This window comes from Gordonia zhenghanii (assembly GCF_021738965.1).
Classification (GTDB): Bacteria; Actinomycetota; Actinomycetes; order Mycobacteriales; family Mycobacteriaceae; genus Gordonia; species Gordonia zhenghanii.
The window spans coordinates 387,534-401,198 of record NZ_JAKKOQ010000005.1 but is presented as its reverse complement, the minus strand read 5'-3'; the positions used below and the strand labels follow the sequence as shown (position 1 = coordinate 401,198).

Annotated in this window: 14 protein-coding genes; 4 read left to right on the top strand and 10 right to left on the bottom strand. The window is 65.6% G+C overall.

Annotated elements, in window-relative coordinates; genetic code table 11:
• Positions 1–7 precede the first annotated feature (7 nt).
• From L5G32_RS06595 to L5G32_RS06580, 4 genes are all read right to left on the bottom strand, one after another.
• Positions 8–505, bottom strand: a complete 498-nt coding sequence (locus L5G32_RS06595) for a hypothetical protein (protein ID WP_237010211.1) — start codon at positions 503–505, stop codon at positions 8–10.
• A 19-nt stretch (positions 506–524) separates the two neighbouring features.
• Positions 525–1,292, bottom strand: coding sequence for a hypothetical protein (locus L5G32_RS06590; protein ID WP_237010210.1), 768 nt, complete (start codon positions 1,290–1,292; stop codon positions 525–527).
• The gene (locus L5G32_RS06585; RefSeq protein WP_237010209.1) at positions 1,277–2,323 is read right to left on the bottom strand and encodes a hypothetical protein; all 1,047 of its coding nucleotides are present in this window, start codon (positions 2,321–2,323) and stop codon (positions 1,277–1,279) included. The genes L5G32_RS06590 and L5G32_RS06585 overlap by 16 nt, the downstream gene beginning before the upstream one ends.
• 144 nt (positions 2,324–2,467) lie before the next feature.
• Positions 2,468–3,115, bottom strand: a complete 648-nt coding sequence (locus L5G32_RS06580) for an LGFP repeat-containing protein (RefSeq protein ID WP_237010208.1) — start codon at positions 3,113–3,115, stop codon at positions 2,468–2,470.
• Positions 3,116–3,338: 223 nt separating this feature from the next.
• Between L5G32_RS06580 and L5G32_RS06575 the strand changes: the two genes are divergently transcribed.
• Both L5G32_RS06575 and L5G32_RS06570 read left to right on the top strand, forming a co-directional pair.
• Entirely contained in the window at positions 3,339–3,893 is a 555-nt protein-coding gene (locus tag L5G32_RS06575; protein ID WP_237010259.1) for a L,D-transpeptidase, read from the top strand.
• A 293-nt stretch (positions 3,894–4,186) separates the two neighbouring features.
• Positions 4,187–6,997 (top strand): aconitate hydratase, encoded by a 2,811-nt coding sequence (locus L5G32_RS06570; RefSeq protein WP_237010207.1) that lies wholly within the window; start codon positions 4,187–4,189, stop codon positions 6,995–6,997.
• Between the two features lie 9 nt (positions 6,998–7,006).
• On the opposite strand, the gene L5G32_RS06565 is transcribed toward L5G32_RS06570, so the two are convergent.
• Entirely contained in the window at positions 7,007–7,504 is a 498-nt protein-coding gene (locus tag L5G32_RS06565; protein WP_237010206.1) for a DUF309 domain-containing protein, read from the bottom strand.
• 65 nt (positions 7,505–7,569) lie between these two features.
• Positions 7,570–7,962: a hypothetical protein gene (locus tag L5G32_RS06560; protein ID WP_237010205.1), complete on the bottom strand. Its 393-nt coding sequence runs from the start codon at positions 7,960–7,962 to the stop codon at positions 7,570–7,572.
• A 256-nt stretch (positions 7,963–8,218) separates the two neighbouring features.
• Between L5G32_RS06560 and L5G32_RS06555 the strand changes: the two genes are divergently transcribed.
• Positions 8,219–8,959 carry an SDR family oxidoreductase gene (locus tag L5G32_RS06555; protein ID WP_237010204.1) on the top strand — a complete coding sequence of 247 codons (741 nt, stop codon included), beginning with the start codon at positions 8,219–8,221 and terminating at the stop codon, positions 8,957–8,959.
• 36 nt (positions 8,960–8,995) lie between these two features.
• Here the strand turns inward: L5G32_RS06555 and L5G32_RS06550 are convergent, their stop codons facing one another.
• The gene (locus tag L5G32_RS06550) at positions 8,996–9,490 is read right to left on the bottom strand and encodes a DinB family protein (protein ID WP_237010203.1); all 495 of its coding nucleotides are present in this window, start codon (positions 9,488–9,490) and stop codon (positions 8,996–8,998) included.
• A 168-nt stretch (positions 9,491–9,658) separates the two neighbouring features.
• Between L5G32_RS06550 and L5G32_RS06545 the strand changes: the two genes are divergently transcribed.
• Positions 9,659–10,522: a TIGR03620 family F420-dependent LLM class oxidoreductase gene (locus L5G32_RS06545; protein WP_237010202.1), complete on the top strand. Its 864-nt coding sequence runs from the start codon at positions 9,659–9,661 to the stop codon at positions 10,520–10,522.
• Positions 10,523–10,661: 139 nt separating this feature from the next.
• On the opposite strand, the gene L5G32_RS06540 is transcribed toward L5G32_RS06545, so the two are convergent.
• From L5G32_RS06540 to L5G32_RS06530, 3 genes are read right to left on the bottom strand one after another with little or no spacing between them, the layout of a single operon-like run.
• Positions 10,662–11,285, bottom strand: coding sequence for a LutC/YkgG family protein (locus L5G32_RS06540; RefSeq protein ID WP_237010201.1), 624 nt, complete (start codon positions 11,283–11,285; stop codon positions 10,662–10,664).
• Entirely contained in the window at positions 11,282–12,796 is a 1,515-nt protein-coding gene (locus L5G32_RS06535; RefSeq protein ID WP_237010200.1) for a LutB/LldF family L-lactate oxidation iron-sulfur protein, read from the bottom strand. Before L5G32_RS06535 ends, L5G32_RS06540 begins: the two co-directional genes overlap by 4 nt.
• Positions 12,793–13,578, bottom strand: coding sequence for a (Fe-S)-binding protein (locus tag L5G32_RS06530; RefSeq protein ID WP_237010199.1), 786 nt, complete (start codon positions 13,576–13,578; stop codon positions 12,793–12,795). The genes L5G32_RS06535 and L5G32_RS06530 overlap by 4 nt, the downstream gene beginning before the upstream one ends.
• Between the last annotated feature and the right edge of the window lie 87 nt (positions 13,579–13,665).

The window sequence follows — 13,665 nt, the reverse complement described above, 5'->3', positions numbered from 1 at the left end:
TTCCTTCTCACCCGAAGTCGCCGCCGTCGTCCCCGTCGCCGCCCCAGTCCGAGTAGCTATCGCCGCTCGATCCGTCCCCGCCCGAACCGCCACCCGGGACCCCGCTGCTGGCCAGCAGATCGGCCTCTTGGTCCGGAGTCAGAGCGTCCGGCGGGTACACGAGAGCGCCGATCAACGCGGCACCTGCGATACCTGTGATCGCGGCACCCAGACGACCGCCGAACCGCGACTTGTTCACCGTCAGAACACCGTCGCTCCACATCGTGCGGCCGAAGCCGTTCTCCCGTCCGTAGATCACGACGCCGTCGGCGTGCGTCCGTTTGACGATCTTGCGGCTCAGCGCTACGTCGGTCCCAGACCGGCCGCGGTCGTCATGCCACTGAATCTCACCGCCGGGAGTGCGGCTCCGCCATTCCTGGCGCCCGTCGGAGTACCGCCGGTACACCGTCCCGTCGGCCAGAAGTTCATCGATGTACGTGGCTTCGTTTGGTTGTTTCGATGTCATCGCGTCTCTTTCGACACTGTTATCGCTGGGGCCAGGTGAGGAAGCCCGCGGACCGGGCGGCGGGCAGGTCGACGAGCGGCTCGCGGCGGCGGTGGACGTCTCGGACCAGACGATGCACACTGCGCAGAAGCACTGCGGGCGCGACGGACTCAACTTCGACGCAGCTCTCCTCGCGCCACCCCGATCGGGTCAGGTGCAGCGGTGCGGTCTGCGACCGTCGAAGTCCGATCGGTACGACGATCGCTGACTCCGGGAGTCCGCCCGTCTCGGCGACTGTCTGGGGCAGGGCGAGACCGACGGACGAATCGTCATGCAGGACGTAGACGCGTGCCCCTTCGTCGGTGACGGAGGTCGCGTCCAGCATCCGCACCAGACCCGGATCGAGCGGGAGCTCGCCGACACTGATTACCGGGCACGCGGACTCCATCGGCAGACTGTTCGCGCGGAGCATATCGGCCACCGCAGACGACTGGCAGACGAGTATCCGGGGCAGTGCGTAGTCGAAGAGATCGTCCTCCGTAGTCGAGTTTCCCAGCTCAGATGTTGCCGACTCAGGCGGATCCAGAAGGCCATCGATGCTGCCGCACCGGTGCAGCCAGCCCTCGAACACACCGATCGGGATGAGCGCCGGCACGGTGAAGGGCAGGCGACGCGGCAGGAGGTGCGCAGGCAACAGCACGCGACAGAGTTCGTAGTACAGCTGGCGCTCGGTGAAACGCAGTCCGGTGGGCCGGCCCGCACGGGCTGCGGCGTAGCGCACCAGGCCGCTGATCAAACGGTCGGCCATGTAAGGAATCCGACGGTCCGGCCTTCGGCCGTGCCGGGCTCGAAGCGGTCGACAGCACGATTGACGGCTGCGATCAGTTTGCGCGGGGGCACCGCAGCTACTGGTGTCCACCAGCCGATCTCCAACCAGGCACGTTCGTCGTCGGAGAGGTCACCCGGGAGGGAGGCCGCGGCATCGCTCGACAACGTCGGCTCACGTAACCAGACGCGTGGCGGCTCGGCAGCCATCGCGGTCCGAGGGGACAGCCCGACGTCGACGGCCAGCGGGCCGAACCGTCGTCGCGCTTCGGCGACCAGGCGCAGTCCGGCAGGGCTCGCATCGTGAATCACCAGGACCGGCATGTTCGGCGGAACCTGATCGGGGTGCAGCGCGAGGATCAGGTCCCGTTCGCGCACGACATCGTTCCACGAGATGCAGACCAGCACGCTTCGGCTGGGGCAGAGCACCGCATACCGGGGCGACGCCGCATGCTCGATCGGTGCTCGCCGCTCGTCGACAAGTCCCGGAATAGTGGTGCCGTACACCGATTTCCATCGATCATCGACTGTCGCGGCGAAGTCGTCGAGCGAACCGTCCACCTCGATGCGGCGATTGCGCAGCATAGACGGACGCCGCAGGCCGTTGATGATCATGCTCAATGCGATCAAGCAGGCCGATCCGATGAACAGCCAGGCGACGAGTGTTCCTCCGGAGACTCCGATGAGCTCGGGACCGACGATCAAGGCCACGGGAAGGCCGGGAGTGAGCGTCAGAAAGAAGATCGCTGCGGCTGTACCCCAGAACGCGGACAACCATGGCGAGTCGAGGTGGGTCTCGAGCGTTCGCTTACCTGCGGCATACCGGAACTGTTCGTAGGTGAACCGTAGTCCTTCGTCGGTGCGGAGTTTGTCTGCCAGACGGAGGGTGCGGAGGTCGTTCAGTTGGAACGCCGTGCTCTTCGGCTCGAGGGCGAACTCGCGATTGCACTGGCTGCACGTGTAGTCGGGCCGCTCGCGGTATCTGACATCGACGCCACAGTGCGGACAGATCACTGACGCTCCTTCATGGCGGTCGCGGTAGTGCCGCGACAGGTGTCCCCCGTTCGGGTCACTATACGAGAGTTTCGCGAAGTGTGTCATCTGACCGGCGCTGGTACCGGACGTTCAGTCGCTGCGTCTAACAGGCGCTCGCCTACGTCACTCGGACGGGACGACCTGCCCGTTCACCGTGACGGTGACTTTGCCGGTCTTGGTGTCGTGGGAGATCGAGCCGTGCTCGAAGCGCGTCGTCTGTACGTGACCGCGCGTCTCGACATCGCTGGCGACCGGTCCGAGCGGCCCCGCAGAGCCGTTCGTGCCGACGAGGGTCGGGACGCCCTGATCGTCCCGTTCGACGTTCCACGCGTCGCGGATCTTGCCGTACGTCACGTATGCGGGCGTGCCGGATCGATCGCTCCGCGCCGTGATCACCCCGCCCTCGAACTGCTGGTAGACCACGCCGCTTTCGCGGGTCCCGGCATTGCGTGATCCGGTGAGCGGAAGTCGCAGGATCTTCTTCTCGGCCTCCGTCGCGGACGAGTAGCGCTCGGCGATCGGTCCGGTCAGCGTCACCTCGACGCCGCGCGCGCCTTCTACTTTCACGTTCGCTGTCTGCGCCACTTTTGAGGCATCCGACGTCGGTGACGTGCTTTCCGGAACCGCCGTGTTCGATGCGGAGGTCTCGACCGAGGATGCCGCAGGGGACGTCGAGTCGCTCTCGTCGGCGCCGCACGCGCTGCCGATCAGCACGATGGCCGTCGCTCCGGTGATGACGCCGACTAAGCGAACGCTCGCGATACTCCTCATGAGTCCCTTTCGTCGCGCTGTCGACGCAGGTGCTGCGTCGGGCATGACAGCGTGTTCTACGTGTGCGATGCGCGATGCACCGCATCGACCGTGCCATAGTGATCGGCACCACGCGAAATCGGGTTCTCGGCACTGGCCTTGGGGTCTGCGACGGGCTCCGCTGTACGCTCGCCTGTAGATAACGATTTTCGTTTACGTTTGACCGGGAGTTGCGGTGGGTACGATGCTGCGTGGCTACGCGTGGGTGCTGGCGCTGGGCACGGCTGTGCTGATCATGACCGTGGTTCTTCTCGCACGTTCGACGGTCTCTGCTGCCGCCCACCCTCCACAGGCGGCTACGCCGCCCACGACCGCCACGACGTCTCCTGTACCGATGGACCCGCAGTGCGCACGCGGCGACGATGAACGCCGAATCGTCGTGAGCGTGGCGCAGCAGCGAATGTGGCTGTGCGAGCACGGCCGCTCGACCCGATCGTCTCCGGTGACCACTGGTCGCTCGGCCAGCGGTCACGGAACTCCGATCGGGAGTTGGCGCATCGTCAGTCACGAGACCGCACGATTCCTCGAAGGTCCCGGCTACCGAATTCGAGTCAAGTATTGGCTGCCGTTCTTCGGCGACGTCGGCTTCCACGACTCGCCCTGGCAGCGATTCCCGTACGGGGACCGCGAACAATACAAGACGCACGGATCGCTCGGATGCGTCCACGTGCCCGGGCCGATGATGGCCGAGCTCTACCGATGGACGCGAGTCGGGACCGCGGTGACGGTTGAGCGTTGACGGCCGTCACAAGTGTCTCGTCGCCCCTCGGAACGCTCAACGCGTCGGCTCCCGCTAATAGTCCGGACAATAAGCGGGAGCCGACGCGGTATGCGTGGCTGGCGAGGGTCTCGACTCCGCTCGACCAGCGTGAGGGTCTCGACTCCGCTCGACCAGCGTGAGGGTCTGCCCAGTTCAGCCACTAATCTTCCCTGGTCCGCGTACGGTCGGACGTAGTCGCCACGATCACCGGCTTCGCTCCCCTCTCAGCCCCGTTCGAAGCCGCGTGCACGAGCGGAAGGGTGGCCAGTCTGATGAACTCGAACAGTTTCAATGCCCGGGACCAGATCGACGTAGGTGGCACAGCTTACGAGATGTACCGGCTCGACAGGATCGACGGCTCGAGCCGTCTGCCGTACAGCCTCAAGGTGCTTCTGGAGAATCTGCTTCGCAACGAGGATGGGCATCTTGTCACCGACGCGCAGGTCGAAGCGTTGCGCGACTGGGATCCGAAATCCGAACACAACCCGGAGATCCAATACACCCCGGCGCGCGTCCTCATGCAGGACTTCACGGGTGTTCCGTGCGTCGTCGACCTCGTCGCCATGCGAGACGCGATGACTGCCCTGGACGGCGATCCGGCGAAGATCAACCCGCAGATTCCGGCGGAACTCGTGATCGACCACTCGGTGATCGCCGACGCGTTCGGCGGGCCGGATGCGTTCGATATCAACGCGCAACTGGAGTTCAAACGGAACAAGGAGCGGTACCAACTTCTGCGGTGGGGCCAGCAGTCGTTCGACGACTTTCTGGTGGTCCCGCCCGACACCGGGATCTGCCACCAGGTGAACCTCGAGTACCTGGCGCGCGTCGCCTTCACCCGGGACGGCGACGGCGTCACGCAGGTCTATCCTGACACTCTCGTCGGCACCGACTCGCACACGCCGATGGTCAACGGCCTCGGAGTGCTCGGCTGGGGCGTCGGCGGCATCGAGGCCGAAGCAGCGATGCTCGGGCAGCCGATGAGCATGCTCATCCCCCAGGTCGTCGGAATCCGGCTCAGCGGCGAACTGCCCGACGGCACCACCGCAACAGACCTCGTTCTGACAGTCGCGGAACTCCTGCGCGGAATCGGCGTGGTCGGCAAGTTCGTGGAGTTCTTCGGGCCGGGCGTCGCCAATGTGCCGCTGGCGACTCGCGCGACGATCGGCAACATGAGCCCCGAGTACGGATCGACGGCGACGATGTTCCCGGTGGACGCCGAGACCCTCGATTACTTACGTCTCACCGGGCGCGACGAGCACCAGATCGAACTCGTCGAGGCCTACACGCGGGAACAGGGCCTCTGGCACGACCCGGCTCACACTCCCGACTTCTCCCTCGTCGTCGACCTCGATCTGGCAACGGTCGAACCGTCGATCGCCGGACCGACGCGGCCCCAGGACCGCATTCCGCTCGGCGACGCGCCCCGGACCGTGCTCGGTTTGCTCAGCGAAGCCAGCGACGGATCACGGTCGGCCAGCGACGGTGTCGACAACGCGTCCGCCGACTCGTTCCCGGCGAGCGATCCGATCGCGCTGGGTTCCAGCGACGGCGACGACGCTCCCCCACGGCACACTTCTGACGAGCAACTCACCGCGAACGCACAACTCGGCTGGCCGAGCGATCCGGCCGACGTGATCATCGGCGGGACCAAGGCCATCGTCGACCACGGCGACGTCGTCATCGCGGCGATCACCTCGTGCACCAACACGTCGAACCCGGCTGTCATGCTCGGCGCCGGACTGCTGGCCAAGAAGGCGGTCGAACGCGGGTTGCGGACCCGCGCGTGGGTCAAGACGACCCTCGCACCGGGGTCGCGCGTCGTCACCGACTACTTCGAGCGCTCCGGACTGACGCCCTACCTGGACGAGTTGGGGTTCAACCTGGTCGGTTACGGCTGCACGACGTGCATCGGAAACTCCGGACCGCTCATCACCGAAGTAAGCGAAGCCGTCGGGGCCAACGACCTGAACGTCTCCGCGGTGCTGTCGGGCAACCGAAACTTCGAGGGCCGTATCCACCCCGAGGTGAAGATGAACTTCCTCGCCTCCCCTCCCCTGGTGATCGCGTACGCGCTCGCAGGCAGCCTGCACACAGATCTGCTCACCGAACCGCTGGGGACCAACGACGACGGCGAGGAGATCTACCTCCGTGACATCTGGCCGACCGGCGAGGAGATCAAGCGGGCGGTCGACGAGAACGTCGAAGCCCGCATGTTCACCGACGGCTATTCGGATGTGTACGCGGGCGACGACAATTGGCGTGGCATGAGCGTCCCCGACACTGCCGTCTACGACTGGGACGACGAGTCGACGTACATCCGGCAGCCGCCGTACTTCGACGGCATGTCTCGCGAGCCAGGCGCAGTGCACGACATCGACGCGGCGCGTGTCCTGGTCAAGCTGGGCGATTCGGTCACGACCGACCACATCTCGCCCGCCGGAGCGATCAAGAAGGACAGTCCCGCCGGTCGGTACCTCGCCGAGAAGGGTGTCGCACGATCGGACTTCAACTCGTACGGTTCACGCCGAGGCAACCACGAGGTGATGATCCGCGGAACGTTCGCGAACGTACGGCTGCGCAACGAACTCGTCCCCGGCGTCGAAGGCGGGTTCACCGCTGCGTGGCCAGGCGGCGAGCAGACCACGATCTACGACGCGTCGATCACATACCAGGAGCAGGGCGTCCCGCTGATCGTCATCGCTGGGAAGGACTACGGGTCGGGATCCTCGCGGGACTGGGCGGCCAAAGGCACCAGGTTGTTGGGTGTACGCGCCGTGATCGCGGAGTCGTTCGAACGGATCCATCGCTCCAACCTCATCGGAATGGGCGTGCTGCCGCTGCAGTTCCCGGACGGCGAGACGGCGAAGTCGCTGCACCTCGACGGCGACGAGACCTATTCGATCTCCGGGATCATGGCCGGAGACCGACTCGCCGACGAGGTCACCGTCACCGTCGAGAAGGACGGGCAGAGCCGTGTGTTCACGGCGACTGTCCGGATCGACACGCCCGCCGAGGCCGCGTACTACCTGAACGACGGAATCCTCCCGTACGTGTTGCGGAGGCTATTGGCCGGCGACTGACGCCCAGCGCTACTGAGGTTCGCGCACCAGCCGCGGCGCCAACTGAGCCGGTTCGAGCTCGGAGCCTCGCCGCAGGTCGGCCATGGCTTTCTGCGCGTAGGAGACCAAGCCTGCCGCGTCGATTCCATATGGCACGGGACCCTCATGGCTCTCGATGCGACGTATCGCGCGCTCGAACAGCGAGAGTGCACCCTTGGGGTTCCCCCGTTGTACGTGCGTGACTCCGACCGCCAATTGCGCCAACCCCTGCCACAGCATGCGCTCCTCGTCGGGACAGCTCTTCCACGCACCTTCGAGGACTTCGTGCGCGTTGAACGCGAGGCCCTGATCCAGGAGGTCCTGCGCCCAGGTCAACGATTCGGCAGGCGGCAGATCGAGGTCGTCGGGAATCCGTTCGACGCCGATGCTCCCAAACGGGAGCGGTCGGCCGAGCCGGTCGCGCGGTCGTGAGTTGCGGGCACGGCCATCGTCGTCGCGATCGCGTTCGAGTTCGCCGGGAGTGGGCATGCACCCATCGTCGCACTCATCGCCGACGGAGCAGGTTCCAGAGTGAGATCAGAGCCAGACTGAGATCAGGGGACGACCACGACCGTGGACACCGGAACACTGGGACGGGTGGTGTGCACGGTGAGCCGCACGCGTCCTGAGCCCGTGCCCACGTATGTTTCTGCCGGGTGGATGCCATTGTTGGTGGCCCGCACGAACTTCTTGACCGTTCCGGACTTGCCGGTGCGGAAGTTCTTCCAATCGATCACCGCGGTGGTGTTGCAGGCCAGGATGGTCGGCGCCCACTCACCGAGCGGGGAGAATCCCTGCGCGAGACGCAGTTTGACGCTGTGGGTCTTGCCGGGCGTGGATTCGTAGCGCCACAGCGGGCCGTCGAACGCCGTGCCGTTGGCGCTGAGAATCCCGGCGCACACACCGTCGCCCAGCGTCATGACCGGGGGCAGGTTGACGGCTCGCATGACGCATGAGCGTGGGCCGACATTCGATGACCCGAGCATGCAGGGGCTCGCGCCCGGAGCAGCATTCGCGGCACCCGGTGCGGTGACCAGCAGCGCAGCTCCGAGGATACCGATGGCGGCGGCAGATAAGGATTTGCGTGAGGTCGACATACCTGGATATCGCACTGTGACCCACGATGATTACATCGTTCGGCCGACAGATCTGTAGCCGTACGCTGAAGGGCGAGCCAGTCCGCCGGACAATGAAGGAGAACCGATGAAGATCGCAGTCCTTGGAGCGACCGGAACTGCGGGTCGATCGGTCGTGCGCACCGCACGTGCCGCCGGTCATGACGTGATCGAAGCGTCGCGGGCCACCGGCGTCGACGTGCAGACCGGTGCCGGACTCGCGGAGACGATCGCGGGCAGCGACGCCGTGATCGACGCCTCCAACCCCTTTCCCGCTGACCCAGACGCGGACGTGGTCGAGGTGTTCGCCGACGCGAGTCGCCGCATCGTCGGCGCGTGCGAACAGGCTGGCGTTCGGGCGCTCGTCTACCTCTCGATCTGCAACATCGATGCCGACGCCTTCGACGACTTCGGCTATTACGTCGCCAAGCGGGCACAAGAGAAGGTTGTCGCTGCCTCGGCGGTGCCGCATGCGATCGTCCGTTCGGCGCAGTGGATGGAGTTCGCACTCAATCCCGCCGCCGTCGAGCAGTTCGACACTGGTGTACGAGTTCAGGACTGGGTGATCCAACCGATCGCGGTGGCGACGGTGGCCGACGTTCTGGTCGACACCTGCGCCGATGTGCGAGACCATGAGATCGCAGGACCCGAGCAGATCAGGCTTCCGGATCTGACCGCTCGTTACCTGCGTACGATCGGCGACCCTCGGACCGTCGACGGTATTGCGGCGCCGATTCCTGAACTGTCCGAAGGCGTTCTTCTCGCTCCCCCGAACGCCGAGATCCTCGGTCCCGGCCCGGACGAATGGCTCGCCGGTCTGGAAGCGTGACTGAACGAAGCGGCCCGGCGTGGTCACGCGACGGACTCAGCGCCCAGTGGTGTCGTCGATCTGTTCGCGCAGGATGTCTGCATGGCCGGCATGCCTACCGGTCTCCTCGATCATGTGGGCCAGCGCCCATCGGACGCTCGGCGCCCGCTTCCCAGGCTGAGGCCGTGGAAGAGGTGCAGCGAGATCAGTGCACCCGTCGAGCACCTCATTCGCTCGTGCCGTGGCATCGCGATAGGCGGCGAGCACATCGGCGACGCTGTCCGATGACGCAGCTCGAAACGTCGCCGGCCAGTCAGTGACGGCCTCGCCGAGGAACGTCGCACGTTCGACGAACGTCAAGTGATTGAGCACGCCGAGAAGGTTCGTGCCCGAGGACACCGCAGCCGTCCGGACTCGGGGTTCCGGAGCGCCGTCGACCTTCGCTGCGATCGAGGAACGCAAGTAGTCGAGGAAGCCGCGGAGTACCTCGACCTCCGTGTTGCCCGTTCGTGGTGGCGGGGTGTCACGGCGTCGCCGTTCGGTGGGAGGCACGCGATTCCTTCTTCCTACTCGCGTCAGCGCGTCGTCGTACACCGTTCAGTCTCAGTGCTGTCGGCACAACGTGTCCGGGTTCTTGCCGTTCTGGCAACACGCGGTCGTGGTGTGGTCCGTGACGACTACTCAGTCCCTTCGACGCGCAGGTGCAGGTAGCGTCGAGTCATGACTCAACGACGCGTAAGTGTGTGGCAACCATTCTTCCTCGCGGGTGACAGCCGGACCGCTGTCGTCGACGCCGCGCGTGAACTGGAGAGTCTCGGCTATTCGAGGATCTGGTCGTCCGCCGGCTTCGGTTCGCATGTGCCAGCACGTTTCCGCGAGATATTGGACGGGACGACGGAGATCGGGGTCGCCACCGGGATCGCCAGTATCTGGCACGTTCCGGCGGCGGACGCTGCCGCTTTCACCGACTCCGCGACGCGCGACCACCCCGACCGATTCCTGCTCGGACTCGGAGCGAGTCATGCCGTCGTCGTGGACGGCGACAGCGCCAAGTACCGCAAGCCGTACTCGAAGATGGTCGAGTACCTAGACGCTCTCGACGCCGCTGGACAGACACCTGAGCAACGAGTACTCGCCGCGCTCGGACCGAAGATGTTGAAACTGGCACGCGACCGTTCGGCTGGCGCACATCCCTACTTCACCACCGTCGAGCACACCGTCGCGGCGCGTGCGGCCCTCGGACCGGATGCTCTCCTGGCACCCGAAGTCGCGGTAGTCCTCGACGACGACCCGGCCACCGCTCGCGCCACCGCCCGGCAGTACACGACCGGGTACCTTGCGCTGCCGAACTACACCAACAATCTGCGCAACTACGGCTGGACCGACGCCGACTTCACTGACGGCGGAAGCGATCGGCTCGTCGACGCTCTCATCCCGTGGGGATCGATCGACGACGTCACGGCAGGCATCGAGACGCATTACACCGCCGGCGCGGACGAGGTGACGATCCAGGTCCTCAACGGCGGCAACGTCGGAGAGTTCCCCGCGGAGGAGTTCCGGGCGCTGGCCGGCGCGTTGATCTGAGAGGTTGAGTGGGGGGTCGACTTCGCTTGACCGGCCAGGGTTTCGACTCGCTTCGCTCGCTCAACCAACTACAAAGGAGCGGCGGCCGGGGGTTTCGACTCGCTTCGCTCGCTCAACCAACTACAAAGGAGCGGCGCGGTCAGCGGACAAGGATCACGTGGAGGTTGCGGGGGCCGTGGACGCCCTCGACGCGTTGCAACTCGATGTCGGAAGTCGCTGACGGCCCGCTGATCATCGTGGTCGGGCGTTCTGGAACGAGTCGTCGGATCGCCTCGGGCACACCTACTTCCACTGTCGATAGGTCGACGACGCAGACGTGTAGGTCCGGGACGAGGGTCAACGCTCGACGTCCTTGGTCGAGGCCGCCGTCGAGGAAGATGGTGCCGGTCTCGGCGCAGGTGACACAGGACCCGGTGACCACGCCGTCGAGCGAGTCGAGCTGCGGTGCCGGTACGTCGGGCGAATCCACCACCACTTCTCCGTCGAACTCCGCGAGCCACGAATCATCGAGTCCGGCAGGAACTCCCACACGCTTGACTCCCGCGTCGTGGAGAACTCGTGCAACGGTGCCCGGAACGTCATCAGAGGTGCACGGGTGCACCGTCGCCTTGTAGTCGACCAACCGGTCGGTCAGCAGTTCTTCGAGCTCGTCCTTCGGCATCGACCGTCCGGTTCGATACTCGCGCGGAATCTCCTGGGGCACAGGCGGCGCCAATTCCAGTGCATCACGGATACGGCCGAGCACCACGTCGCGAGAGGTCATTCGCCAGCCTCCTTGCGTGCGTCGTCGATCTCGCGACGTCCTTCATCGGAGTTCCACCACTGCCGGAACGTCTGCTTCGGCGGTGACGGGATGTCGCGCGCGTCGGTCCAGCCGCTCAGGGGTGGCGGGAGCGCCGAGATCTTCCCCTTCTTCCCCGCCATCAGACGGCCCAACCCGGCGGCCTTCTGTGCGGCGGTGAACTTCCCTGCCGACGACATCGCGATGGACGCCGCCCGCATAGCGGCCGCCTCCGCCCCGAACGCCGCCTGTTGAACCTTCTGATGTCGCAGTTCGACGAGCAACGACGGGATGTCGATCTTCACCGGGCACGCGTCGAAACACGCGCCGCAGAGACTGGACGCGAACGGCAGCGACGAGTTGGGGTCGTGGCTGCCGTGCATCCCGGCGAGCTGCGGAGTGAGGACAGCGCCGATCGGTCCCGGATACGTCGAGCCGTACGCGTGTCCCCCGGTGCGCTCGTACACCGGGCACACATTGAGGCAAGCCGAACAGCGAATACAGTTCAGCGCTTCCCGCCCGATCCCGTCGGCCAATGATGCACTGCGGCCGTTGTCGAGCAGCACGAGATGGAAGTTCTGGGGACCGTCATCGGGCGTCACTCCCGTCCACATCGACGTGTACGGATTCATCCGTTCGCCCGTCGACGACCGCGGCAGCAGTTGCAAGAAGACCTCGAGGTCGGCGTACGTCGGCACCACCTTCTCGATGCCCATCACCGTGATGAGCGTCTGCGGCATGGTCAGGCACATGCGCCCGTTGCCTTCGGATTCGACCACGCCGAGCGTGCCGGTCTCGGCGACGCCGAAGTTGGTGCCCGAGATCGCGACCGGTGTGGTCATGAACTTGTGGCGTAAGAACTTTCGCGCGGCAGCGGCGAGGTTCACCGGATCGTCGTCGAGGTCTGGATCGACGTCGCGCATCTCGTTGAGGAAGATCTCGCGGATCTCCGACCGGTTCCGGTGGATCGCGGGAACCAGAATGTGTGACGGAGTGTCGTGGCCGAGCTGGACGATGAGCTCGGCGAGGTCGGTCTCGTACGCCAGGATGCCCTCGGATTCGAGATGCTCGTTGAGGCCGATCTCCTGGGTCGCCATCGACTTGACCTTGATGACCTCGTCCGAGCCGGTCTCGCGAACCAGCCGGGTCACGATCGCGTTCGCCTCGACGGCGTCGGTCGCCCAGTGCACCACTCCGCCGCGCGCGATGACCGCAGCCTCGAACTGCTCGAGCAGTTCGGGCAGCCGGTTCATCACATCCGTCTTGATCGCCGAACCGGCGTCGCGCAACTGCTCCCAGTCCGGGAGTTCGCCGGTCACTTCCAGCCGCTTCTCGCGGATCGTGTGCGTCGCCTTGCCGATGTTCCGGCGCAACTGGGAGTTCGCGAGCTCGTGGTGAGCGGCGTCCGGGAACGACTCGGTTCCCCGCAGGTTGCCCGCCCCCTCTGGAGCGCGTGGCGGAAATGCCGGCGTCGGCAGCGCGACCCGCGTCATGCCCGCGTTCCCGTGCTCATGGTCCCTGCGTCCTTGCCCACTGCATGTTTGTCCACCGACGCCAGGATCTCCGCGAGATGCACTGTCCGGGTTCCCATCTGCAGGCGCGTCATCCCACCGCCGATGTGCGTCAGGCACGACGAGTCGCTCGCGCAGCAGTATTCGGCTCCCGTGTCGCCGACGTTGCGGATCTTGTCGGCGAGCATCGCCGTGGACGTCTCGGCGTTCTTCACAGCGAAGGTGCCGCCGAACCCACAGCACGAGTCCGCCTCCGGCAACTCGACGAGGTCGATATCGCGGACTTCTCGCAGCAATTGAAGGGGCTTGTCGCCCACCCTCAGCATGCGGAGCGAATGACAGGTGGGATGATAGGTGACCCGATGCGGGTAATAGGCGCCGACGTCGGTCACGCCGAGGACGTCCACCAGGAGTTCGGAGAGCTCGTAGGTCTTGCCTTTAACGGTCTCGACCCCGTCGCACAGGATCGACGTCCCGTAGCGCGACGCGACGATCTCGTGCTGATGACGGACCGACCCCACGCATGACCCGGAGGGTACGACCACCGCGTCGATCGACTCGTCGCTGAAGCACTCGACGTAGTTCTCCACCAGCGGCAGCGCGTCGGGCTGGTAGCCGGTGTTGACGTGCATCTGTCCGCAGCACGTCTGCCCGGTCGGGAACACCACCTCGTGGCCGAGTCTGGTCAGCACCAAGGCGGTCGATTTCACTGCCTCAGGAAACATCGTGTCGCCGATGCACGTGGCGAACAGGGCGATTCGCATATACGGCTCCCGGTAGTGGTCGGGGTTGTCGACTCAACCGTAGACCCGTGCCGGGACGGCCCTCAGGATTTCCGACAGAGGCCATGT